Raw genomic sequence first — 23,727 nt, forward strand, 5'->3', positions numbered from 1 at the left:
GCGCGGGTGAAGTGGGCGCCGCCGTGTTGACCCGGCTGCGAGAATTTCCGTATGGCCGAGATCATCCAGCGCGACGGGACCTGGGCCTTCGACGGCACAACGGTCAGGATCACACCGGGACTTCACCGCTCCGTGCCCCTGTTCCGGCAGACCTACGGCGAGATCGCGGTACCCCTCGAAGCGGTCGCGGGCATCGTCTACGAGCCGGAACGCAAGCGCGGCCGGTTGCGGTTGAGGCTGCGCGAGGGGGCCGATCCGCTGTTGCAGGCGACGGGCGGGCGGCTGCCGGACGCGGCGGATCCGTACCGGCTGATCGTGGACATCGACCGGTCCGGGGTCGCGGAGTACGTGGCGGAGGAGATCCGGCACGCGCTGCTCCTGGACCAGATCCCCAAGGAACCGACCAAGGCCTATCTGCTGCCGGGTCCGCCGGTCCCGGTCTCGGTCCGGTCCTCCGACGGCACGGTGTCCTTCGACGGCGCCCAGGTGCGGATCGACTGGGCGGACACCTCGGAGCGAGTGAAGCGGGCGACCGGGCCGCGGATAGTCGCGGTGGGCGATCTGGTGCAGGTGGAGTGGCTGCCCAACTCCGGTTACGAGGACGGGTTCATGCGGTTCGTGACCCGGGAGACGGTGTTCTCCAAGCTGCCGCCGGAGAAGGATCCCTACGCCCTGGACCTGTGGGGCAGCACCCGCCGTGATCTGCTCACCGCGCTGGTGGCGACGGCGGTGACCGCGCGGCTGCCGCATCCGTCGGTCCGGGAGCGGGAGAACGGCGAGTTCGCGGACCGTCCGCGGCGGGCGGCGAGTGTTCCTCCCCCGGCCGACCATCACGACGTACTGCTGCGCAGGCTGCGGGAGTTGGGCGAGCTGCACCGGGAAGGGGTGCTCACGGACGAGGAGTTCAGGATGACCAAGGCGGCCGTGCTGCGGGGCTTCAGCTGAGGAGGTCCGGTTCGTTGCGGCTGATGTCCTGCCACAGGGGCTGGTAGTTGATCCACGCGACGAGGTCTCCGCCGGTCTGTTCGCGGGTGGCGACGGCGAGTTTGTGGTCGATGAGGAGGGGGCGGCCGGCGGCCTTGGCGAGGAGTTGCACTTGGCAGGAGCGTTCCATGGACACGAACCACCAGGCCGCCGCGTCCACCGAGTCGCCCACGGTCAGCAGGCCGTGGTTGCGCAGCACGAGTGCCTTGCGGGAGCCCAGCGCGGTGGCGATCCGCTTGCCCTCCTCGGTGTCGACGGAGACCCCGCTGTAGGCGTCGTAGAGCGCGTGGTCCTCGTAGAAGGCGCAGCTCTCCTGGCTGATCGGGTCGAGGAAGTCGCCGAGGGCGGAGAGGGCGCGGCCGTGCACGGAGTGGCAGTGGGCGACGGCGACGACGTCCGGGCGGGCGGCGTGGACCTGGGAGTGGACGGTGAAGGCGGCCTGGTTGACGTGGTGGTGGCCCTGGAGGACCTGGCCCTCGGAGTTGGCGAGCACCAGGTCGCTGACGGTGACGTGCCGGAAGGGCATGCCGAAGGGGTTGACCCAGAAGCAGTCGGTGAACTCGGGGTCGCGGGCGGTGATGTGCCCCGAGACCCCGTCCTCGAAGCCGAGCCGGCCGAACAGGCGCAGGGCACCGGCGAGCCGTTCCTTGCGGTGCCGGCGTTCGTCCTCGACCGACTCGTGCATCGGCGGCATGGCGAACCGCAGCCGGTCGGTGGGCAGGGGGGAGGGCGGCGTCGGCCCGTGCATCGGTCCTCCAGCACTGGGTTTGTTGTAAGGGCGAGAAGTTACCGCCGGTCGGTCGAAAAGGGCAGTGCAGGGCCGTAAAGAGGACAGAGGTTGTCGGTTATCGGCGGAACACTCGCCGTATGACAGCGAACTGGGCCACTTTCACCGCCGCCGAACCCGACCTCGCCGCGACCGTCGAGGCGCGGTTCGGTGCCTTCACGCACCACACGCTCGCGACGCTGCGGGCGGACGGGTCGCCGCGCACGAGCGGGCTCGAAGTCCGTTTCCTGAACGGCGAGTTGTGGCTCGGGATGATGCCGGACTCGTTCAAGGCGCTGGATCTGCGGCGCGATCCGCGCTTCGCGCTCCAGGCGAATCCGGGGGCGGGGACGGAGATGGGCGGCGGGGACGTGCGGGTCGCCGGGCGGGCGGTGGAGGTGACGGACGCCGGGGTGAAGGGGGCATACAGCGAAGAGGTGGAACCGCCGGAGCCGTTCCACCTCTTCCGCACCGAGTTGACCGAGGTCGTGCGGACCTACGTCGAGGACGAGACGTATCTCGTCGTGCGGGTCTGGAAGCCCGGAGAGCCGGTGCGGACCCTCAGGCGGACCTGATCGCGGGCCGGTGGGACTACTCCCACTCGATGGTCCCCGGGGGCTTCGAGGTGATGTCGAGGACGACGCGGTTGACGTCGGCGACCTCGTTGGTGATGCGGGTGGAGATCTTCGCGAGGACGTCGTACGGCAGGCGGGACCAGTCGGCCGTCATGGCGTCCTCGGAGGAGACCGGGCGCAGCACGATCGGGTGGCCGTAGGTGCGGCCGTCGCCCTGGACGCCGACGCTGCGGACGTCGGCGAGGAGGACCACCGGGCACTGCCAGATGTCGCGGTCGAGGCCGGCCGCGGTCAGTTCCTCGCGGGCGATGGCGTCGGCGTCGCGGAGCAGGTCGAGGCGGTCCTTGGTGACCTCGCCGACGATGCGGATGCCGAGGCCGGGGCCGGGGAAGGGCTGGCGCTGGACGATCTCGTCCGGCAGGCCCAGTTCCTGGCCGACCATGCGGACCTCGTCCTTGAAGAGCTTGCGCAGCGGTTCGACCAGCTCGAATTCGAGGTCTTCGGGGAGGCCGCCGACGTTGTGGTGGGACTTGATGTTGGCCGTGCCGGTGCCACCGCCGGACTCCACGACGTCCGGGTAGAGCGTGCCCTGCACGAGGAAGGCGACCTCGGGGCCCTCGTCCGCGATGATGTCCGCCTGCGCCTGCTCGAAGACGCGGATGAACTCGCGGCCGATGATCTTCCGCTTCTGCTCCGGGTCGGAGACCCCGGCGAGCGCGGTGAGGAAGCGCTCCTCCGCGTCGACCACGACGAGCTTGACGCCGGTCGCGGCCACGAAGTCCTTCTCGACCTGCTCGGTCTCGCCCTTGCGCATCAGCCCGTGGTCGACGTAGACGCAGGTCAGCTGGTCGCCGATGGCACGCGCGACGAGGGCGGCGGCCACGGCGGAGTCGACGCCGCCGGACAGGCCGCAGATGGCGCGCTTGTCGCCGACCTGCTCGCGGATCGCGGCGACCTGCTCGTCGATCACGTTGCCGGTGGTCCAGGACGGGGTCAGGCCCGCGCCCCGGTACAGGAAGTGCTCCAGGACCTGCTGGCCGTGCGTGGAGTGCATGACCTCGGGGTGGTACTGGACGCCGTAGAGCTTCTTCTCGTCGTTCTCGAAGGCGGCGACCGGGACGACGTCCGTGGACGCGGTGACCGTGAAGCCCTCCGGGGCGGCGGAGCAGGCGTCGCCGTGGGACATCCAGACGGACTGCTCGTCCGGGGTGCCCTCGAAGAGGGTCGAGGACGAACGGGAGACGTGCAGGGGGGTGCGGCCGTACTCGCGGGCGCCCGTGTTGTCGACGGTGCCGCCGAGGGTCGTCGCCATCAGCTGGAAGCCGTAGCACATGCCGAAGACCGGGACGCCGGCGTCGAAGAGTTCGCGGTCGAGGCGGGGGGCGCCCTCCGCGTAGACCGACGAGGGGCCGCCGGAGAGGATGATCGCCGCCGGGTTCTTGGCGAGCATCTCGGCGACCGGCATGGTGCTCGGCACGATCTCGCTGTAGACCCGGGCCTCGCGGACGCGGCGGGCGATGAGCTGGGCGTACTGCGCGCCGAAGTCGACGACCAGGACGGTGTCGGGGGCGGGGGTCGCTGCTGACACGGGGGCCTTCCGGCGGTTGGGCGGGGTTCTGGTCACCGATTCTAACGGGGTCGGCGCCGGACACCCGGTCGTCCCGGAGGCTCCGCCCCCGGACACCCGGACACCCGGACCCGCGGACCCGCGGACCCGCAGACCCCCGAACCCCGAACCCCCGAACCCCGAACCCCCGAACCCCGAACCCCCGAACCCCCGGCCCCCGGGCCCCCGGCCCCTTTGCCCACCCGCCACCCGACCCGGTCGGCCGAGAAGGCGCTGTGGCATACTCGCCGCATGCGCAAGACCGCGACCTTCCGATTTACCTATGGCACCGGGCCCACCGGCTGCCATGGTCGTGCTGCTTGAGCATCTGACAAGCGACTTCCCCAGGCGCCCCGGGCCGACAAGGTCCGGGGCGCCTGTGTTTTCCGGACCGCGTCGATCCGGGGCACCCCTCACCTCACCTCATCTCGCCTCACTTCACTTCACCGAGGAGCCCCGCATGACCGCCACCACTCCCGAGCGGACCATCGCCGACGCCCGTGAGCGCATCGACGCTCTCGACGACCGGATCATCGGGCTGATCCAGGAACGGATCGCCGTCTCCGCCGTCGTGCAGGAGACCCGGATCGCCTCCGGCGGGCGGCGGGTGAACCTGTCCCGGGAGAACGAGATCCTCGGCCGCTACCGGGACGCGCTCGGCAAGCCCGGCACCTCGCTGGCGATGACGCTGCTCGAACTGTCCCGGGGGCGGATCTGAGTTCGAGCGCCGTCTCACCCGTACGGCGCGTGACCGGCCGTGAACGGCTTCGTTGGTGGTGGTGTCCGTGCCAGCCAGGGGCGGGCCCGAAAGAACCACGCGTGGCTCGCTGGGGCGATGAGACGTACGGATCGTGCCGTGCGTCGTGGGACCTCGCTCCAGGGTCGTGACCGGACGGCAGGGGACAGCAGCCCGGTCACCCAAGAGAACGGTCGGCTCCGGGGACGCCCGGGGCCGCCCGGCGGAAACTGCAAAAATGCACAAAGCCGGATCGAACGGTTGCGGTGGCCGTCTCCATCCAGCACGATGCGTAGAAACCCCCCGAGCGTCCCGCCGAGCCCCAAGTCCCAAAGCAGTCAACCGCATTGCGGTACACCGTCCCACTGCCAAAGGTCGAGACCAAGCGCGCGCCCCGTGTGCGCCGGGGCGCCGACCGGGGGCACTCGAAACAACTTGAGACCAGCGGCGCAACCCCCCGGCGCCGCTCCCAGGCACCGGCGCTGCCCTGACGTCGGTGCTGACGGAGAAGGGCCCCGCGGCTCCGTCCCGCGGGGCCCTTCGCTTGCCCGGCACACACCATCCACCCACGACCGGGGCTAGGTCCGGCTCACCGTCCCGCACGTGCCCTGGCCCTTGCCGATGTCGCGGCTGCGGTCGTACGGGTCCGTCGTCGGGCCCGAGGGGGTCGCGCCGGTGGGCGACGACGTCGCGTCGGAGTCGAACTGCGGGTGCAGATAGCCGTCGTAGACATCGCAGGCCGAGTTGCCGAAGTCCGCGTTGTTGAGGGTGAGGGACAGCAGGCCGGGGGTGACCTGGTAGCGGGCGGGGTCGAGGATCTCCAGGTCGATCACCCGGCGGACGATGGTGCGGGCGACCTCGGTGGAGCCGCCGGTCCGGACCAGCGGGTAGACGAAGGTGTAGTCGGAGTGGATCGTGACGCCCCCGCTGGAGTCCTTGGCGAAGGTGATGCGTCCGCGCGTCTTCACCACCTTGCCGACCAGCCGTACTTCCTTGGGGTTGAAGCGGCTGAACAGCAGCGTGGGGTCGTCTGTCTTGCTCGGGGCGGTCAGGGAGGTGTTCAACTCGCTGAGCACCTTGGGCTGCTTGGGGTCGAGGACCGCGAGCGCGGCGGACGGGCGCCCGCCGCCGATCGTCTTCGGGTCGAGGTTGGCGGCGACGAGCAGGATCTTCGTCTGCTGGAGGGCGAGTTCGACCCGGTCCTTGGAGATCGTGCCCACGGCCGTGGCCTTCGGCAGGATGATGCCGGCCGCGCCGTCGGCCCAGTTCAGGGCGGGTGAACCGGCGAACGGCCGGTCCAGGGTGGGCGTTTGGGGGTTCACGGTGGAGGGCGCGGCGGTCGGGGCGGCGGTCTCCGGCGCGAGCGGGGAGGCCGAGTCGGAGTGGCCCTTGCCGAAGGGGTCGCCGGGCAGCAGCGAGGGCCGCATCGCGACCACGGCGAGCGGGACACCGAGCACGGCCCACAGGCGGCGTCTGCGCCGGGACCGCCCGTTCATCTCCTGCCAGGCGGGACCGGTCCGCCAGCCCTCGGGCTGCTCGGACCGCTTCAGACGTTCGGTGACCTCGCGGGCGCGCGCGGAGGGTTCCTTCTGTGCGGAGGCCCGGATGTCCCGCTCCGTGTCACGGGCGAACTTGTCCCAGACGTCGTCGGGGATCTCCGGGGTCGAGGACGGTTCCTCTGACGGTTTGTCGGACACCTGGTAGTTGTAGGCGCCCGAAAGCGTGTTCACAAGAAGAACCCGGGTGTGACTCAGCCCACAAACAGTGATGTGACTCAGCCCACATAAGAATTCGGTGAGGATTCGCACAACCTTTCACGGGCTTCCCAGGTCACACCTGCAAGAACAAGGGCCACACCCGCGCCCCACACGCGGAGCCCTCCGCCCAGCGCGCCGTACTGTCGCGGCGCTCCGGACTTCCTGAGGACTTCATGAAGCTTCGCCGTGTCATGGCCACGATCGCCGCGACGGCCGCCATCGCTCCGCTCGCCCTGCTGTCGGCGCCGGCCGCGTTCGCCGAGGACGGCGCGCCGGACACGTCGTCCAGCAGCCCGGCGGCCGAGGAGAGCAGCCCCGCCGCCGACGCGAGCAGCCCCGCGGCCGACGACAGCTCCCCCGCGGCGGACACGAGCAGCCCGGCGGCCGACACCAGCAGCCCCGCCGCCGACACCAGCTCGCCGGCCGCGAGCACGAGCAGCCCCGCCGCGTCCGGCACCCCGAGCGGCAGCGCCTCGGCGAGCCCCTCCGCGTCGCCGAGCAAGCCGTCCGACTTCGACCCGTACGAGGACTGCACGTCGTTCGACCTGGACGAGAAGCTGACCGCGTCGCTCACCGGGCTGCCGAACAAGATCGTCGCCGGTTCCGGCTGGCACAACTTCAAGTTCGTGGTGAAGAACGCCTCGGACAAGGACCTTCAGAACGTCTGGATCAACGCGCTCACCGAGTACAGCGACGATGTGAACGACGACGCGTCGCTGCTGCTGGACCTCGCCGACATCCAGCTGAAGCAGGACGGCAAGTGGACCGACTCCTACCAGCAGACCGTCGGCAGCGGCCATGACAAGATCACGCTGTCCGGCAGCGTCGTCGCGGTCCTGCCCACCCTGGAGAAGCACTCCTCGACCACGCTCGACCTGCGCGTGAAGATCAAGTCCACGGCCCCCGCGGGCTCGTCGTTCGCGCTGAGCCAGGCGGTGTACGCGGGCCAGGACGACGACTGCTACGTCAACGGCGACTACTACGAGTTCTCCGTGCTCGCCGCGGGCAGCGGCAAGCCGGGCGACGTCGGCGAGGCCAAGCCGACCGGCCAGAAGCCCAGCGGGACCGACGAGGACCTGAAGCCGCAGGGCTCGGTCAACGAGGCCACCGGCAACCTCGCCGAGACCGGCTCCAGCTCCGCCCTGCCGGTGATCGGCCTCGTCGGCGGCGCGGCCGTCGTCGCGGGTGCCGCCGCCGTGGTCATGGTGCGCCGCCGCAAGACCGGAGAGAGCGCGTAACCCGTAGCTCGCCCGACAAAGGACCTGCGCTCGGAGGGGGGCGCAGGTCCTTTCGTTCTACGGCTTCGGCGGCACCGTCGGCATCCCCAGGAACGGCAGCCTCAGCGCGCCGAACGCGCCCTCGGGGACGGCCGGTCGACGCGGCGCCACCGCTTTCAGCCGTTCGTACGACGCCCCTTGGCGCGGACGCGGGTCCGGCTCGCCCTTGTTGGGCCAGTACGACATCGCGCGCTCGGCCTGCGCGGTGATGGTGAGCGACGGATTGACCCCGAGGTTCGCCGAGACGGCCGCGCCGTCGACCACCGAGATGCCGGGATGGCCGTAGAGGCGGTGGTACGGGTCGATCACGCCGCTCTCGCGGGAGGCGCCGATGGGGCAGCCGCCGAGGAAGTGGGCGGTGAGAGGGGTGCCCATCAGTTCGCCGACGTTCGAGCCCGCGAAGCCGTTGATCTCGGCGGCGATGGCGGTCGCGGCCTCCGAAGCCGCCCTGATCTGAAGGGGGTTGGGGGCGCCGTGCCCCTGACGGGCCGTCAACAGCCCTTTCCCCACGCCGTCCTGCTTCAGATACGTCGTCAGGGAGTTGTCCAGCGACTGCATCACCAGGCCGATGATGGTCCGTTCCGACCAGTGGCGGTTGGAGAGGGACCGCAGCACCAGGAGCGGGTGGCGGGCCGCGTTCGCCAGCCAGGCCAGCACCCTCGACGAGCCCTCCGCGTAAGGGACTTGGAGGATGGAGAGGCCGCCCATCGAGTTGGAGCCCTTGCCGTAGCGGACCGGTTCGATGTGGGTGTTCTCGTCGGGGTGGATCGAGGAGGTGATGGCGACTCCGCGCGTGAAGTCGGCCTTCGCGCTGCCGGTCGCCCTGCGGTAGCGGCGGTCGCTCGTCTGCGCGCCGACCAGCGCCTCCGAGTTGGTGCGGGTGAGTTCGCCCAACTTCTCCGACAGGTAGGGCAGTTGGCCGCCCGCCTTCATGCGGTGCAGGAGGGTCTGGGTGCCGTAGGTGCCGGCCGCGAGGACGACCCGGCGGGCCTTGAACACACGGCCCTTCGACGACTTCCGCGCGTCCGTGGGCAGGGTCGCCACCGCGTAGCCGCCCTGCGAGTCGTCCGTGACCGACACGACCGTCGTCATCGGGTGGACCTCGGCGCCCGCCTTCTCGGCGAGGTGGAGGTAGTTCTCGTTAAGGGTGTTCTTCGCGCCATGCCGGCAGCCCGTCATGCACTCGCCGCACTCGGTGCAGGCGCTGCGGTCCGGGCCCGCGCCGCCGAAGTACGGGTCGGCGACCCGCTCGCCGGGCCTGGCCTTCGCGGTGCCGTCGGCGTCCTCGCCGTCGCCGAAGAAGACGCCCACCGGGGCCATGTGGAAGGTGTCACCGACGCCCATCCGCTGCGCGGCGGCCTTCAGATGGACGTCGGACGGGGTCGTCGTCGGATTCAGCCGTACGCCGAGCATGCGGCGGGCCTGGTCGTAGTACGGGCCCAACTCCTCCTGCCAGTCCGTGATGTCACGCCACTGGGGATCCTCGAAGAACGGCTTGGGCGGGACGTAGAGGGTGTTGGCGTAGTTCAGGGAGCCGCCGCCCACGCCCGCGCCGGCCAGGACCATCACATTGCCCAGCAGATGGATGCGCTGGAGGCCGTAGAGGTTGAGCCGGGGAGCCCAGAGGTAGTTCTTCAGGTCCCAGGAGTTCCTGGGGAGGGACTCCCGGGTGAAGCGGCGGCCGGCCTCCAGGACACCTACGCGGTAGCCCTTCTCCGTCAGGCGCAGGGCGGTTACGGAACCACCGAAGCCCGAGCCGACGACGATGACGTCGTAGTCGTAGGTGTCCTGTGACACGTGCTCTCCTCGTCGAGAACCAGGGACCGGTCAAGTACGGGCCGGACAAGTACGGCCCGGATACCGCTACTTGAGGCGCAGGGCCTTCATCACCCGGAGGCTGCGGCTCATGAACTGGGCGTACGCCTCGTCGGTCATCCCCAGCGAGGGCGCCATCGGCAGCAGCCGCTGCTGCGCGACCGTCTGGGCCTCCGTGTACTTGAGGATGCCCTCGGAGCCGTGGCGGCGGCCGAGGCCGGAGTCCTTCATGCCGCCCATGGGGGACTGCACGCTGCCGTAGGCGGGGGCGTAGCCCTCGTTGACGTTGACGGTGCCGGTGCGCAGCCGGGCGGCGACGGCATGGCCACGGCGGCCGTCCTTCGTCCAGACCGAGGAATTGAGGCCGTAGGACGTGGAGTTGGCCGCTTCCACCGCCTCGTCCTCGGTCCTGAAGCGGTAGACGGAGACGACCGGGCCGAAGGTCTCCTCGCCGCACACCGACATGGGGGCCTCGACGCCGTCGAGGATAGTCGGTTCGAAGAAGTAGGGGCCGATGTCGGGGCGGGCGACACCGCCCGCGAGCACCTTGGCACCCTTGGCGACGGCCTCCTCCACGTGACGCGTCACCGTCTCCAACTGCCGCTCCCCCACCAGCGATCCCATGTCCGCGCCGTACGCCAGGGAGGTGCCCAGGCGCATGGCCTTGGTGCGGGCGGCGAAGCGCTCCAGGAAGGCGTCGGCGATCGACTCGTGGACGTACAACCGCTCGATGGAGATGCAGAGTTGGCCGGCGGAGGAGAAGCAGGCGCGGACCGCGCCCGCCGCCGCCTTGTCGAGGTCGGCGTCCTCCAGCACCAACATGGCGTTCTTTCCGCCGAGTTCGAGGGAGACGCCGACCAGCCGGGCCGCCGCGCCCTGCGCGACCTCGCGCCCGGTGCGGGTGGAGCCGGTGAAGGAGACGTAGTCGGCGTGCCGGACGACCTCGGGGCCGACGACCGGGCCCTCGCCGAGGACGACCTGGAAGACGTCGGCGGGCAGCCCGGCCTCGATGAGCAGGTCCCGGGCCCACAGCGCCGTGAGGCAGGTCTCCGTGTCCGGCTTCATCACCACCGCGTTGCCCGCGACGAAGGCCGGGAGGGCGTCGCCGACGGAGAGTTCGAGCGGGTAGTTCCAGGGGGCGATCTGGCCCACCACCCCACGCGGGTGGCGGAGTTCGGTGACCTTGGTGAGGGTCGGGACGGCGCCGGTGTGCCGCTTCGGCCTGAGATAGGCGGGGGCCTTGCGGCCGTAGTGGCGGGCCGCGACGGCGACGGCCTGCACCTCCTCGTGCGCGTGCAGCCGCGCCTTGCCGGTCTCCAGCTGGATCAGGTCGAGGACCTCGGCCTGGCGGGCGAGGACGAGGTCGTGGAAGCGGAGCAGGACGGCGGCGCGCTGCCGTACCGGGGTCCGCTCCCACAGCGCCTGGGCGGCGCGGGCCGCGTCGAAGGCCTTCGCCACGTCCTCGGGGGTGGACTCGGGCAGGTCGGCGAGCTTCTCGCCGGTGAACGGCGTGTGGTTGGCGGTCCGCCCGGAACCGGCCACCCCCTTCGTGAGCTGGGCGACCAGCTCCGGGGTGACCACATCGGCGGCGGTACGGGCGCCTGTGGGGGCCGGTGCGAGGGGGTTCGTGCCGGTCGTCGTTTCCGTACCGGTCTTTTCCGGGGCCTGCGAGTCCGTCATGTGCGGCAGAGTATGCCGCCGCGGAGGGTTTGGGTACCCGTCGGTAATCGGGATTCACCAGGCGCTCACACCGCGCCAGCGATCACTGGCAACGAATGCGCTGATCAGGGCGTTGTGCGGGGATGATCACCGGCCGGTCGCCGCCGGATCAGTTTTCCGGGAGGGTGAGCCTGGCGCGGGCGCCCTTGAAGAGCGCGGTGCCCTTCTTCTCCGCCGGTGTGCCCTTGGGCATGTCCACGCGCAACTCGTACATGCGCCGGTCGGCGGTGCGGACGACCAGGGCCATCGTGCGGGTGGGGACGCCGGACTGCGTGTAGGTGATGTCGGCGAGGGCCGCGTCCTTGTTCGCGCGGAAACTGGTGCGCGTGTACCGCGAGTCGGCCGTGCCCCGGCCCAGCGCGCGCGCTTCGGCGAGCGCCGACTCGGCCGCCGCGTCCCATTCGGTGAGACGGACACGGAGGGCGCCGGTGCCGTAGACGACGGTACGGGTGCCTGCCGCCGCGTCGGACCGGAGCAGGCGGTACGGGGGCGGGAGGTAGAGGACCGCGCGCATGCCCGCGCGGCGGTGGGCGGTCCAGGTGTCCTTGTCGAGGACGTGCTCAAGAACGGTGCCGACGACCAGACCCACGAGGAGGAGCGCGCCGACGGAGACGAGGGTGAGGAGGAGGGGGCGGCGGGGGCGGCGGGGGCGGGAGCGGGGTTTGGGCCTCAGGCTGGGCCTGGGGGTGGCTTCGGGTGCGGTGGGCGCCGCTGTCGGCTCCGGGATCGGGTCGACGTCCGTGTTCTGTACGGCAGTTGTCGGCTCCACCGATACGTCCCTCCCCTCGGCCACCGCCTCCAGTACCGCGTCGGCTTCCTCCGCCGTCGGCCGCTGCTGCGGGTCGCGGGCCAGCATCCGGACAATCAGCGGTCCGAGGGGCCCGGGTCGGCTCGGGCGGTTCGCCGGCCAGGATCGCGCCGAGGGTGGACTCCACTGTCGCCCGGCGGAAAGGCGACGCCCCTTCGACGGCCGCGTACAGGAGGACGCCGAGGGACCACAGGTCGGAGGCGGGGCCGGCGCCGGTGCCGGACATGCGCTCGGGGGCGACGAATTCGAGCGAGCCGACGAACTCGCCGCTGGCGGTGAGGGATTCCTCGCCCTGGATGTGCGCGATGCCGAAGTCGGTGAGGACGACCCGGTCGCGGGGGCCGAGCAGGACGTTGGCCGGTTTCACGTCACGGTGCACGATCCCCACGGCGTGCGCGGCGCACAGGGCGCCGAGGACGGCGTGCCCGACACGCGCGGTCTCGGCGGGGGTCAGACGTCCGCGCCCGAGCCGGTCGTGCAGGGACTCGCCGCGCACCAACTCCATGACGATCCAGGGGAGTTCCTCCTCGATGACGACATCGTGGATGACCACGGCGCACGGGTGGTCGACCCGGGCGGCGGCGCGGGCCTCGCGGTAGAGCCGGTGGGCGGCGCGCTGGAACTCCTCGTCCTGCGGGTCGCCGGGCAACCGCGGTTGTTTGACGGCGACTTCGCGGTCCACGAGTTCGTCGAAGGCCCGCCACACGGTGCCCATGCCGCCGGAGCCGATGCGTTCGAGCAGCCGGTAACGACCGCCGACCAGACGTCCGTCGCGCACCTGTTCGCCGACTTCGCTCATGCCCCATCAGTACCGTGCCGGATACGGACTTGTCGACGCGCCCCGGGCTCGGGAATCCGGGCTCAGGAATCCGGGTCCTCGTACTGCTCCGCGAGCCGGAGTCCGAGGTCGGATTCCCATTCCAGGGCCCACCGCCGCAGTCGCCCGGTCTCCGCCGCGTCGAGGCCGTGCGCCGCGAACTCCTCGTCGCTCACCCAGACCACGCCCTCCAGCCGGTCCCGCAGGCCGAAGAGGTCGAACTCCCGCCCGGCGGCCCGCAGTCCGAGCTCTTCGAGTTCGACGACGGAGAAGTGTCGGCAGGCCGCGCGCACGGCGATCACGTCCTGCGGCAGACCCCGGTCCGCGAGCGCGCGCACGCTCGCGACCGCCAGGTCCACGTGACCCGTCGCGTCCGGCACACCCACCGCCGACTCCCCTTCCACCGACTTCCCCTCCGCCAACTCCCCTTCTACGCCGGTACGAACGTGTCCAGCGCGACGTCGAAGTACTCCTTCGCCTCCCGCACCTTCCCGACCGGCGCCGACACCCACACGTCGTACATCCGGCCGCCCTGCTCCCAGCACAGGTCGTAGGTGTGCCGGGGGCCCTCCGCCGTGCTGAAGCCGTTCCAGGTGAACTCCCAGAGCGCGGCGGGATATCCGTAGTGGGTGGTGTCGGTGACCTTGCCGTCGTGGTAACCGGGGTTCGTGGACGCCCCGTCGGCCGCCGCGCTCTTCATCACCGCGAGCGGGCCGCCCGCCTCCGGGTCGGCCATCTTGATGCCGAGCCGGAAGGTCTCCCCCGGCGACATGTAGAAGATCCGCTCGCCCTGCGGGACGCGCACGAAGTCCTCCGGTACGGCGAGCACGAAGCCGTCCGGGTCGTGGGCCACGCGGTAACCGGAGGGCGCGGTGGGGCTGTTGACGCTCTTCGAGGGCGAAGGCGACGGCGAAGACGTGGGCGTCGATGACGGTGACGGTGACCGTGTGGTCGGACGAGTGGGTGACGGGGACGTCGTACCGCCGCTCGTGGACGTCAGTGGCGCCGAACTCACCGGCGGGGCGGCCCCCTTGTCGTCGCCGCGCATCAGCAGCGCCGCCGCCGACACCCCCGCCCCGGCCATCGCCGCGACCAGCAGCGCGGCCACCAGGACACCTCGGGTGGAACGCCGAGGGGGCGGCACCTCCGTGTCGGCGGGTGTGGGCGTCGGCACCGACGGCCTCGGAGGCGCCAACTCCCTTAGCGGAACGTCCTGTTGGGTCGGTGTGTAGCCGGGCGCGGGGTGCGCCGCCGCCCGCCCGTCACCGGCCGGCGGCTTCGGCGCGTGCCCCGTGCCCACCTGCGGAGTGCGGCCCGTCTTCAGGAAGGCGCGCAGCATCCGTTCCGCCTCGGCCGCCCCCAGCCGCCGGTCCGGGTCGCGTTCGAGCAGGCCCCGTACCACGGGCAGCAGCGGCCGGGCCTCCTCCGGCGGCCGGATCTCGTCGAAGACGACCGCGTGCAGGATGCCGCCCAACGAGTCGCGCCGGAACGGCGATTCACCGCTCAGCACCGTGCACAGCAGCGCGCCCAGGGACCACAGGTCGGAGGCGGGACCCGTCCGCGCGCCGGACATCCGCTCCGGCGCGGTGTACTCGGGCGAGCCGACGAACGCGCCGTTCTCGGTGAGCGTCGTGGCGCCCGCGACCTGCGCGATACCGAAGTCGGTCAGGACGACCCGGGCGAAGGCGGCCGGGTCCGGATCGGAGGTGCCGGTGTCCAGCAGCACGTTCGCCGGTTTGATGTCCCGGTGCAGGACGCCCGCCGCGTGCGCCGTGCGCAGCGCGCCGAGGAGCGCGACACCGATCCGGGCGGCCTCTGCCGCCTCGACCGGGCCGTGCGCGGAGATGCGGTCGGCGAGCGAACCGCCGTCGATCAACTCCATGACGATGTACGGCCGTTCGTCCTGCTCGACGACGTCGTGCACGACGATGACGTGCGGATGCCGCAACTGCGCGACCGCCCGCGCCTCGCGCAGCGTCCGGTCGCGCTGCTGCCGGGCCTCCTCCTCGGAGAGGGAGTCGTCCTGGGCGATCTCCTTGACGGCCACCTGGCGGCCCAGCAGTTGGTCGGTCGCCCGCCACACGACGCCCATGCCACCGCGTCCGAGCCGCTTCTCCAGTCGGTAACGCCCGGCGATCACCCGGACGTTGTCCCCCTCGGTCCCCATGCGCACCATCATGACGTAACCGGAAGCGGTCAGCCCGAGTCCGGACTCCAGCTCTGGAGGACCGACTTGAACTGCTTGCTCGTCTTCGCCCAGTCGGCGGCCGGCGAGGACATGTAGATCGCGTACTCGATCCCGTCCCGGGAGGTGTACGTCTCCTCGATGGCGCGCCGCGGCCCCGGGAAGGGTGTGTCCTTGGCCTGCGCGGTCCAGGTGTAGTCCCACAGGGAGCCCGGACGGTCGCGGAACGTGTTCGCCTCCAGGGTCACCCGCTGGTAGTCGACCAGCCGCTCCAACTGGACTTCCAGGTCGAGCTGGTGGGCGTTCGGGGTGGGGAAGTCCGGCGAGGAGTCGATGGCGATGCGGACGAAGTGCTCCCCGTCGTCGGGCGTGTAGTCGACCTGCCTGATACCGCCGGAGTCGCTGTACTCCTTCCGCGCCCAGCCCTTGGGGAGCGAGATGTCGAAGCCCCAAGGGTCGTGCCGGACCTGCCAGTTGGCGGAATCCGAACTCTCCGGCGAGGCCGTGGCACTGTGCGAGACCGAGGTGCCCGGGGTGGTGCCCTGGGCCTGGTCGCGGTCCTCGTTCCACTTCTGGAGGCCCAGCGCCGTACCGCCGCCGACGAGTGCGGCGAGGACGACCACCAGGACGACGGAACGGAACCGGCGGCGCTTGGGCGGAGCCGGCGCGACGGTACCGGTACCCGCGAGGGAGATGGCGGGCGTCCGCTGCTGGTACGTGGCTCCCGTCGCCGACGGGTACGGCGTCGTGCCGTTGCCGGAGTACGCGGTCGCACCGGTGGCGGAGTACGGGGTCGCGCCGGTGCCGGGCGTGTCCGAGCCGAGGCTCTCCGCGCGCGAGCCCACCCGCTGGGTCGGCAGCCACTCCTGCGCCGACCGGGGCCGTCGTCCCTCGGCGGCCTCCGCGAGCATCTGCTCGGTCTGGTCCGCGTCCGGCCGCAGTTCCGGGTCCTTGTTGAGCAGCGCGGTGATGACGGGCGCGAGCGCACCGGCGTACCGCAGTTCGCCGGCCTCCTCCTCGACGACGGCCTGCATGGTGGACAGCGGCGAGGTGCGGCGGAACGGCGACCGGCCCTCGACGGCCGTGTAGAGCGTGGCGCCCAGCGCCCACAGGTCGGAGGAGGGCCCGGGATCGGCGCCGCGGACCCGCTCGGGAGCGAGGTAGTCGACGGACCCGACGACCTCGCCGGTCCGGGTGATGGTGCTGTCGCCCTCGATCTGCGCGATGCCGAAGTCGGTGAGCAGCACCCGCCCGTCCTGCCCGAGCAGGACGTTGCCCGGCTTGACGTCACGGTGCAGGACACCGGCGGCGTGCGCGGCCCGCAGGGCGCGCAGCACCCACATGCCGATGCGCGCGGCCTCGGCCGGCTCGATCCGGCCCTGCTCCTTGACCGCGTCGGCCAGCGAGTTGCCCTCGACCAGCTCCATGACGATCCACGGGCGGCCGTCGTGTTCGAGGACGTCGTGCACGGTGACGACGGCGGAGTGGTTGATGCGCGCGGCGGCGCGCGCCTCGGCGCGGGTACGCGCCAGCAGTCTCGGCTGGTCGCTCTCGGACACGTACAGCGCGGCCGTCAACTCCTTGATGGCGACGGCCCGGTGCAGCACCTCGTCGTGCGCACGCCACACCCGGCCCATGCCGCCGCTGCCGATCGATTCGGCCAGTCGATAGCGCCCCGCGAGGAGCAGGCCCTGCATCTGATTCACGTTGCCCCGCAATGCTCTTGACAGGCTCAGCGTAAGGACCGGCCCTCCGACAGGGAACCAGCGGGGTACCAAGGAGACCGCACTGTGACGGTTGTCGCTTCTGCGTCCGAACGGGAACCGTCCGGCCCCGGCGCGCCGCCTTTTCGGGTCATCCGGTGTACTGGTAGGTCGACGACGCCTGCTCGTACAACCGTGTCACCTCGTCCCGTTGGGCCTCCGGGCCACGCACCTGGACGATGTGGTAGCGGCCGTCGATGAGGAACACCATGTTGCGGACGAAGAGGTCGCCGCCCTGGCTGTCCGTCCAGGTGAACTGCCCCTCGGCCATGGTCCGTCCGCCGACCGTGATGGTCCGCAGGCCGGTGGCCGTGGCCCAGCTGGAGTCGCGGTAGGGCTGCAACTCGCGTTCCGTGTCCCGCTGGTAGACCATCGGGTCGCTGCCGTACTTCGACGCGCTGTCCCGTCCCGCCACCACGATCAGCTCGAAGTCGCCGTGCGAGTACACCACTTGGCCGCTGCCGTTCTTCGGGGTGCGGGTCCAGCCCTTGGCGACGGCGACCTGGAAGCCCACGGAGTCCGTGCGCAGCACGAACCCTGCGGCCACGGTCGCGCCGGTCTGCGTCCCGGTCGAACCGGCCGACTGGGACGGCGTGTTGGAGCCGGAGCCGGTGCCCGAGCCGGAGGCATCGGGTGAGGTCTGGTCGGGCTGCGGCCGGCTGCTCGCCGGGGCCGAGGACTGACCGGGCGCCGGACTGACGTCCCCCGCCGCTCCCGTCCTGTCCCCCTGCCCGGCGCCGGTGTCCTCCCCGGCCTTGGGCAGGAAGAGCATGGCGTACGCGACGGCACCGGCCAGCAGCAGGAATATGAGCACCAGCAGGGTCCGGCCGAGGCGCCGGGGCGAGCCCCCGACCTCCTCCTTGGCCCGCTTGTGCCGGCCGTGCGGACTGGTCGCGGGCAGCCCGGCCCGCCGCCTGCGCACCAACTCGCCGCGCCGCCGCACGATCGGCAGCCGCCTCGGGTCGGTCGGCGGAGTGGCGACCACATGGGCACCGGCCTCGGGCTCGGGCGCCGAGCGCACCAACGACCGCAGCCAGCCCCGCAGTTCCTCGAAGTCCAGCCGCTCGGTCGGGTCCTGCCTCAGCAACGACTCCACGACCGGCCGCAGCGGCCCGCACTCCTCGGCGAAGGCAGGCGGCTCCGCGCACACCAGCTGCACCAGCTCGGCGGTCGCCTCCTCCGGATAAGGAGCGTGCCCCTGTACGGCCCGGAAGAGCAGCGCGCCGAGCGCCCACAGGTCGGTGGCCGGTCCGATCGGCGCGGCCAACTGCCAGTTCTCGTGCACCGGTACGGCCTGCTCCGGCGCCCACCGCTCGGTCACGGGTCCCACCACGGTCATCCGCACCTGCCGGGCCCGCTCGGCCGCCAACGCGGTCGCGGGCCCACGCCGGACGGACGCACCGGCGGCGGCCAACTCGTCCCAACGCGCGGGAGTTTGGGACTGCGGCGCCAATTGCGGCTGAGACTGCGGCTGCGGCTGCGCATAGGGCTGCGGTGCGGGTACAGGTGCGGGGCTCGCGGTGGGAGGGGCGGGTTTGTCGAGGCGCGGAGCCGAAGTGCCCGTACCGGTGAACCTGTCCGCCGGCGTCGGCGCACCCGGCCGCGGCACGGCGCCGTGCCAGGAGGTGTTGCGGACGCCGTAGGGGTCGGCTATCTGCCCGGGCGGCGTACCACCGCCCGCGTGCTCCACTCCGCTGCCACTACCACCACCGCTGCCACCGGCATACGGCAGTGGCGCAGGCGGCAGTGCGGCCGAACCGCCGGGCTGCGTACGGCCGTTCTCGCCCTCGGCCGTGGGGCGGGCGCCGGGCAGTGCGGGCCGTCCGGGCTGCTGGGCCTCCTGCACCCGGGCGGCGGCACGCGCTCCCGCCCGGTACGCGGCGATGGCACCGGCCCGCGCGGCCCTGACGTCACCGCCCGTGTCCGCTTCCCTGCGGGCCAACGCGGCGGACGCCCCGCTCCCGCCACCGCCCTCCGCGCCGACTCCGGGCAGCCCGCCGGCAGCCCTGGCTTCGATGGCGGCCCGCCGAGCGGCCTCGGGATCGAAACCGGCGGGGCCGACGGCAGGGTTCGCAGCACTGGGGGCGGTCGGAACGGCCGGAACACCGGGCGCACCAGGCCCTTCACCGCGGGCTACGGCACCGGCGGCGCCCGTCGCGCCCCCGAATCCGATGGCGGCACCACGGGCAGGAGCCGTAGAGGCAGCCGATGCCGGAGGACCCGAGGACCCCGCGAAGCCCGTAGGAATCGGGGCGGCGGAACCGGTGGGAAGTCGGGGAGTCGAAGGTGCTGGAGCGCCGCCCCCGCTGCCCGCACCGCCCCCGCCGTGCGGGCCAGGGTGTGCGCTGCCGTTCTCGGCGGTCTCGCCGTCCTGCGGGGGGACCGGGTCGTAGCCGCAGAGTGCTTCCTCCGCCGCGCCGACCGCGAGGCCGGTCAGCATCACTCGGCCGTCGTCGCAGACCAGTACCGTGCGCGCGGTGATGTTCCGGTGCACCCAGCCGTGGGCGTGCAGCACCCGCAGCGCCATGAGCACGTCGGAGGCGACCTCGGCCGCCCGGTACGGCGACATCGGCTTCTCGGCGAGGAGTGCGGCAAGCGGCTGGGCGGACACCAGTTCGCTCACTATCCACAGCGAGCCGCCTTCGGCGAACACGTCGAAGACCTGGTCCAGCCGGGGGTGGTCGGGGATCCGCGCGGCGGCCTGCGCGGCCTCGACGGCGCGCCGTACCGCCGGATCGGTGGGCCGTCGCGTGGCGGTGCGCGCCGCGGCCGGCCGTCGTGCGCCCCGGTCGCGCGCGGTGAACCCGTCGGGCAGCCCGTCCTCGCCGAGCACCTCCGCCTCGACGACCTCGGGCAACGGCACCTGGCGCACCAGGACTTCCTGTCCGCTGTACGTGTCGAAGGCCCGGGTCTCGCTGAGTTCGTACTCGTCGGAGGGGGGCAGCGGCAACCGGTAGCGGTCGGCGAGCACCCGACCCGCATAGTCGTCCACGTTGCCTCCCCCGGCCGTCCGGTTGGTCAATTCCGTTCGCCTTGCGCCCCGTTCCGCCTACCCGCATACCTGGATGCGTACGGTCCGCAACCACTCACGATACGTGCCGGAGGCAACCCGCAAAGAGGGGTTGACGGATCTGGCACGCCAAACCCGGACCCACCCGCCTCACGACTTCGGCTCGAACGTCTTCGTCAGCGTCGTCCAGGTGTCCTGACGCAGCTCACTGTCCCAATTCGCGGCTTTCGCCGTGTACATGAGCGCGTAGCCGAAGCCATTGGCGACGAACCCGCGGTCGATGGTCCGGTACTTCGTCCCGCCGTCCGTGTAGGTGAACTCCCAGTCCGCCGTGTTCCAGCCCCGGTAGTCCACCTTCTCTATGCGGATCCGCGTGTACCCGGAGCGCGTCATGTACCGCTCCTGGTTCTTCCAGTCCGCCACCGGGTCGTTCTTGGGCGAAGTGGTCCAGGCGATCAGCAGCTTCTGCCCGTCGGGGCCGACCAGCCGGACTCCGGCGGAGTCCGTCGACCGGTACGACCATCCGGCGGGCAGGCCTATGGAGAACCCCTGGCTCCCCTTGTACGTCTTCACGACCGCGGCACCGTCCGAGGAGCCGTCGGTCTCGGCACCGCTGCCGCCGGACGCGCTCGTACCGGTGGACGTCGACGTGTCGTCCGAGGCCGACGCGGTCGACGAGGAGTCGGTCTGCGCACCGCCCGTGCCCGCCTTGTCGCCGTCGTCCTTCTTGGTGTCGGTTCCGCCGCTCGCACTCGCGCTCGCGCTGGCGACCGCCTTGCCGCCGCTGTCCTTCTTCGAGCCCTTCGAGCCGCTGTCGTCACCGCCACCGAGCGTGAGCGCCAGCACGACACCGACCACCGCGAGCACGACCACCACCGCGATGATCACCAAGGTCCGCCTCGGCACCACATCGGTGATCGGCGCCCTCGGCACGGGCCGCGGCGGCAGATCCGGCGGAGTCATCACGGGCCACCCGGAACTCCGCCCGCCCGAACCGGCGTTGACCCCCCGCGCACCCACTTCATGGGTCGCGGCGGAATCCTTGACCCCGGTGTCCCCCCGCCCCGGCTCCCGCAGCCCGGAGACCTGCGCACCCGACGCCTTGACACCCGAAGCCTGCACACCCAGGTCACGCGTACCGGCGTCCGACGCGTCGGCCTTCGCCGCCGAACCTGACGCGGCACCCGAACCGGCCGACGTCCCGGACCGGGTCACCGCACCGGAAGCTCCCCCGGACCGAGCCGAAGGCACCCCAGGGGTCCGAGACCCGGCAGCCGCGGCGGCAGCACCCGAGCCACCGGCCGCACCCTTCGCATCACCGGAGTCACCGGACTTACCGGCCTCCGAAGTACCGGCAACAGCCGCAGCGCCATCACCGCTCGCACTTGAGCCGCGCGAGCCACCAGGTCCAGCGGCAGCGGGAGTTGCCCCCGCACCAGAACCGGAACTCGAACCAGAACCAGAACCAGTACCTGTGGCCGCCGAACCCGGAGTCGTGGCCGAACCCGTACCGACCGCAGCAGCAGCCGCGCTACCCGCCCCCGCAGCCTTCCGCATCGACCGAAACGCCCCGCGCAGGCGCTCGGCGCCCGCCGAACTCCCGCCGCTCTTCCTGCCACCGGACTCGGCCGACCCCGATCCCGATCCCGATCCCGACCCAGGCCCCGGCTGCGCGGGCAACGGCACCACCGTCGTCGCGTCCACCGGAGGTACCGGCTCCGGCTCGGGCGCGTGGATCACCGCGTTGAGCATCGCCCGCGCACCGGCGTCGTCGAGCCGCTGGACCGGGTCCTTGTTCAGCAGGCCGTAGATGACGTCCTTCAACGGCCCGGCGTTCTTCGGCTCCTCCAACGGCTCGGTCATCACCGCGGTGAGCGTGGCGATCGCGGAACCCTTGTCGTAGGGGGGTGCGCCCTCGACCGCCGCGTACAGCAGGCCGCCGAGCGACCACATGTCGGCCGCCGGGCCCGGCTTGTGCCCGCGCGCCCGCTCCGGGGAGATGTACGAGGGCGCGCCGACGAGCATGCCGGTGGAGGTGATCGACGGGTCTCCCTCGACCTGTGCGATACCGAAGTCGGTGAGCACGACCCGGCCGTCCTCGGCGATCAGCACGTTCGACGGCTTCACGTCGCGGTGCAGGATGCCCTCGCGGTGCGCGGACCGCAGGACGTCGAGTATCGCGAGCCCGACCTCCGCGGCGCGGCGCGGTTCGAGCAGGCCGTCCTCGCGGATGGCCTCGGCGAGCGACTTGCCCTCGACCAACTCCATGACGATCCACGGCCGGTCGTCCTCGTCGACCACGTCGAAGACCGTCACCGCGCTGGTGTTGCGGATTCGCGCGATGGCCTTGGCCTCGCGCAGCGTCCGTGTGATCAGCCGCCGTTTCTCGTCCTCGTCGATGCTGGACGGGAACCGCAGCTCCTTGACGGCGACCGTCCGGCCCAGGGTTTCGTCCTCGGCACGCCACACCGTGCCCATGCCTCCGCGGCCGAGCACTTCTCCCAACCGGTACCGCCCGGCGAGAAGACGCTCGTTCTTGTCCTGACGAGTGTCCTGACGGGATGTCCCCGCCCGCTCCGCCTCCGACATGCGTCCCCTCATGCAACCCGCCCTGACAGAGCCTCCATTGTCCCCCACCGAACAAGTGCCCAACGCCCAGGGGGCCTCTCGTGGCGCACGCCCCGCGCATCAGGTCGGACATCCTGCGCAGGTCACACAGCCAAGGGGGGCAGGATGACCGTCGAGAACGGAGGTTCGCGATGCCCATCCCTCGGACACTGCTGGCCATTCCGGTGTCCCTGGCGCTCCTCTGCCTGTCCCCGGCGGCCTCCCGGGCAGGTGCCACAGCGACCCCGAGCGCCCTGGTCCCCCTGCTGGTCAGCAGGGGCAGAGCACCCGGCGCGGCGCTCCTGGCCGCCGACGGGACAGGCCTCCGTTACACGCAGGCCGGAACGGGTGTCAGCCGTGCCGACCACTTCCGCGCGGGCAGCATCACGAAGACCTTCATCGCGACGGTCGTCCTCCAACTGGCCGTGGAACACCGGCTGTCGCTGTCCGACCCGGTGGAGCGGTACCTGCCGGGCCTGGTGCGCGGGGCGGGCAACGACGGGCGCGCGCTGACCCTGCGTTCCCTGCTCACCCACACCAGCGGCCTGTACGACTTCACCGAGGCCACCGGGGGCACGATCCCCGTGTCACCGCTCGAGGCCGTCCGTATCGCGCTCACCCACCCTCCGGCCGATCGAGGCCGCTTCTCCTACTCGAACACCAACTACGTGCTGCTCGGCCTGGTGATCCGGCGGGTCACCGGCCGCTCGTACGCCACCGAGGCCGAGCGCCGCATCATCGCTCCGCTGCGTCTGACGGGCACCTCCTTCCCGGGCTCCCGCACCACTCTTCCCGCGCCGCACGGCCGCGCCTACGCGACCGACGGCTCCGACGTCACCGATCTCGACCCGCAGGTGGCCGGCGCCGCGGGCGAGCTGGTGACCACGCTCGCCGATCTGGACCGCTTCTACTCGGCCCTGCTCGGCGGCGCGCTACTGCCCCCGCGCCAACTGCGCGAGATGCTCAACACCCGTACCGCACACGGCTCGTACGGCATGGGGCTGTTTCCGGTGAGGCTGCCGTGCGGCACCACGGTGTGGGGGCACAACGGCCGGATCTCGGGCAGCTACGTGCGCACCGCAGCCACCGTCGACGGCCGTCATGTCCTCACCTTCCGGGTGAACACGAGCGAGATCGCGGACCCCGGTCTCGAACCTGCCCTGCTCGCCGCCGAGTTCTGCCCCCGCACCTCGTAGAACGGCCGGGTTCCGGACAAAGATCCCGGCTCACGACACTCGTTCGAGTGAAGCCGCCGTCGAGTGGATCAGCGGTGCGCGCCCTAGCAGAGTCCGCGCCGGGCGG

17 protein-coding genes are annotated in these 23,727 nt (G+C 71.6%); 5 read left to right on the forward strand and 12 right to left on the reverse strand.

What is annotated here, in order from left to right; genetic code table 11:
* The first annotated feature begins 51 nt into the window (after nt 1–51).
* Nucleotides 52–945, forward strand: a complete 894-nt coding sequence (locus ACIQPR_RS03430) for a DUF4429 domain-containing protein (RefSeq protein WP_403641199.1) — start codon at nt 52–54, stop codon at nt 943–945.
* Here the strand turns inward: ACIQPR_RS03430 and ACIQPR_RS03435 are convergent.
* Nucleotides 938–1,732: a class II aldolase/adducin family protein gene (locus ACIQPR_RS03435; protein WP_403641201.1), complete on the reverse strand. Its 795-nt coding sequence runs from the start codon at nt 1,730–1,732 to the stop codon at nt 938–940. The genes ACIQPR_RS03430 and ACIQPR_RS03435 overlap by 8 nt on opposite strands.
* A gap of 119 nt (nt 1,733–1,851) precedes the next feature.
* On the opposite strand from ACIQPR_RS03435, the gene ACIQPR_RS03440 reads away from it, so the two are divergent.
* The gene (locus ACIQPR_RS03440) at nt 1,852–2,325 is read left to right on the forward strand and encodes a pyridoxamine 5'-phosphate oxidase family protein (protein WP_403641204.1); all 474 of its coding nucleotides are present in this window, start codon (nt 1,852–1,854) and stop codon (nt 2,323–2,325) included.
* Nucleotides 2,326–2,341: 16 nt separating this feature from the next.
* On the opposite strand, the gene guaA is transcribed toward ACIQPR_RS03440, so the two are convergent.
* A complete protein-coding gene (gene guaA, locus ACIQPR_RS03445) occupies nt 2,342–3,913 on the reverse strand; it encodes a glutamine-hydrolyzing GMP synthase (RefSeq protein WP_403641207.1) in 1,572 nt (523 codons plus the stop codon).
* Between the two features lie 478 nt (nt 3,914–4,391).
* On the opposite strand from guaA, the gene ACIQPR_RS03450 reads away from it, so the two are divergent.
* The gene (locus ACIQPR_RS03450; protein WP_403641210.1) at nt 4,392–4,649 is read left to right on the forward strand and encodes a chorismate mutase; all 258 of its coding nucleotides are present in this window, start codon (nt 4,392–4,394) and stop codon (nt 4,647–4,649) included.
* Between the two features lie 596 nt (nt 4,650–5,245).
* Here the strand turns inward: ACIQPR_RS03450 and ACIQPR_RS03455 are convergent.
* Nucleotides 5,246–6,397 (reverse strand): hypothetical protein, encoded by a 1,152-nt coding sequence (locus tag ACIQPR_RS03455; RefSeq protein ID WP_403641213.1) that lies wholly within the window; start codon nt 6,395–6,397, stop codon nt 5,246–5,248.
* A 200-nt stretch (nt 6,398–6,597) separates the two neighbouring features.
* On the opposite strand from ACIQPR_RS03455, the gene ACIQPR_RS03460 reads away from it, so the two are divergent.
* Complete coding sequence (locus tag ACIQPR_RS03460; protein ID WP_403641216.1) at nt 6,598–7,662, forward strand: LAETG motif-containing sortase-dependent surface protein; 1,065 nt, start codon at nt 6,598–6,600, stop codon at nt 7,660–7,662.
* A gap of 57 nt (nt 7,663–7,719) precedes the next feature.
* On the opposite strand, the gene ACIQPR_RS03465 is transcribed toward ACIQPR_RS03460, so the two are convergent.
* The 9 genes from ACIQPR_RS03465 to ACIQPR_RS03505 form a co-directional block, all read right to left on the reverse strand.
* The gene (locus ACIQPR_RS03465; protein ID WP_403641220.1) at nt 7,720–9,498 is read right to left on the reverse strand and encodes a GMC family oxidoreductase N-terminal domain-containing protein; all 1,779 of its coding nucleotides are present in this window, start codon (nt 9,496–9,498) and stop codon (nt 7,720–7,722) included.
* A 66-nt stretch (nt 9,499–9,564) separates the two neighbouring features.
* Nucleotides 9,565–11,196, reverse strand: coding sequence for a succinic semialdehyde dehydrogenase (locus ACIQPR_RS03470; protein ID WP_403641222.1), 1,632 nt, complete (start codon nt 11,194–11,196; stop codon nt 9,565–9,567).
* 148 nt (nt 11,197–11,344) lie between these two features.
* On the reverse strand, nt 11,345–11,824 hold the full coding sequence (locus tag ACIQPR_RS03475) for a hypothetical protein (protein WP_403641224.1): 480 nt from the start codon (nt 11,822–11,824) through the stop codon (nt 11,345–11,347).
* A complete protein-coding gene (locus ACIQPR_RS03480) occupies nt 11,796–12,842 on the reverse strand; it encodes a serine/threonine-protein kinase (protein ID WP_403641226.1) in 1,047 nt (348 codons plus the stop codon). Before ACIQPR_RS03480 ends, ACIQPR_RS03475 begins: the two co-directional genes overlap by 29 nt.
* A gap of 62 nt (nt 12,843–12,904) precedes the next feature.
* Nucleotides 12,905–13,282 carry a hypothetical protein gene (locus tag ACIQPR_RS03485; protein WP_403641229.1) on the reverse strand — a complete coding sequence of 126 codons (378 nt, stop codon included), beginning with the start codon at nt 13,280–13,282 and terminating at the stop codon, nt 12,905–12,907.
* 8 nt (nt 13,283–13,290) lie between these two features.
* On the reverse strand, nt 13,291–15,027 hold the full coding sequence (locus ACIQPR_RS03490) for a protein kinase (RefSeq protein WP_403641232.1): 1,737 nt from the start codon (nt 15,025–15,027) through the stop codon (nt 13,291–13,293).
* A gap of 29 nt (nt 15,028–15,056) precedes the next feature.
* Nucleotides 15,057–16,742, reverse strand: coding sequence for a serine/threonine-protein kinase (locus ACIQPR_RS03495; protein ID WP_403641235.1), 1,686 nt, complete (start codon nt 16,740–16,742; stop codon nt 15,057–15,059).
* 157 nt (nt 16,743–16,899) lie between these two features.
* Complete coding sequence (locus ACIQPR_RS03500) at nt 16,900–19,800, reverse strand: protein kinase (protein WP_403641239.1); 2,901 nt, start codon at nt 19,798–19,800, stop codon at nt 16,900–16,902.
* A gap of 168 nt (nt 19,801–19,968) precedes the next feature.
* Entirely contained in the window at nt 19,969–22,407 is a 2,439-nt protein-coding gene (locus ACIQPR_RS03505; protein ID WP_403642898.1) for a serine/threonine-protein kinase, read from the reverse strand.
* Nucleotides 22,408–22,577: 170 nt separating this feature from the next.
* Between ACIQPR_RS03505 and ACIQPR_RS03510 the strand changes: the two genes are divergently transcribed.
* Entirely contained in the window at nt 22,578–23,621 is a 1,044-nt protein-coding gene (locus tag ACIQPR_RS03510; RefSeq protein WP_403641242.1) for a serine hydrolase domain-containing protein, read from the forward strand.
* Nucleotides 23,622–23,727: the final 106 nt, after the last annotated feature.

Source organism: Streptomyces sp. NPDC091280 (genome assembly GCF_044768565.1).
Taxonomy (GTDB): domain Bacteria; phylum Actinomycetota; class Actinomycetes; order Streptomycetales; family Streptomycetaceae; genus Streptomyces.

Excerpts from the sequence above, each read along its gene's own strand:
- ACIQPR_RS03430 (WP_403641199.1), top strand. The coding sequence starts at position 52 with ATGGCCGAGATCATCCAGCGCGACGGGACCTGGGCCTTCGACGGCACA.
- ACIQPR_RS03435 (WP_403641201.1), bottom strand. The coding sequence starts at position 1,732 with ATGCACGGGCCGACGCCGCCCTCCCCCCTGCCCACCGACCGGCTGCGG.
- ACIQPR_RS03440 (WP_403641204.1), top strand. The coding sequence starts at position 1,852 with ATGACAGCGAACTGGGCCACTTTCACCGCCGCCGAACCCGACCTCGCC.
- ACIQPR_RS03450 (WP_403641210.1), top strand. The coding sequence starts at position 4,392 with ATGACCGCCACCACTCCCGAGCGGACCATCGCCGACGCCCGTGAGCGC.
- ACIQPR_RS03460 (WP_403641216.1), top strand. The coding sequence starts at position 6,598 with ATGAAGCTTCGCCGTGTCATGGCCACGATCGCCGCGACGGCCGCCATC.
- ACIQPR_RS03470 (WP_403641222.1), bottom strand. The coding sequence starts at position 11,196 with ATGACGGACTCGCAGGCCCCGGAAAAGACCGGTACGGAAACGACGACC.
- ACIQPR_RS03480 (WP_403641226.1), bottom strand. The coding sequence starts at position 12,842 with ATGAGCGAAGTCGGCGAACAGGTGCGCGACGGACGTCTGGTCGGCGGT.
- ACIQPR_RS03490 (WP_403641232.1), bottom strand. The coding sequence starts at position 15,027 with ATGGGGACCGAGGGGGACAACGTCCGGGTGATCGCCGGGCGTTACCGA.
- ACIQPR_RS03495 (WP_403641235.1), bottom strand. The coding sequence starts at position 16,742 with ATGCAGGGCCTGCTCCTCGCGGGGCGCTATCGACTGGCCGAATCGATC.
- ACIQPR_RS03505 (WP_403642898.1), bottom strand. The coding sequence starts at position 22,407 with ATGTCGGAGGCGGAGCGGGCGGGGACATCCCGTCAGGACACTCGTCAG.
- ACIQPR_RS03510 (WP_403641242.1), top strand. The coding sequence starts at position 22,578 with ATGCCCATCCCTCGGACACTGCTGGCCATTCCGGTGTCCCTGGCGCTC.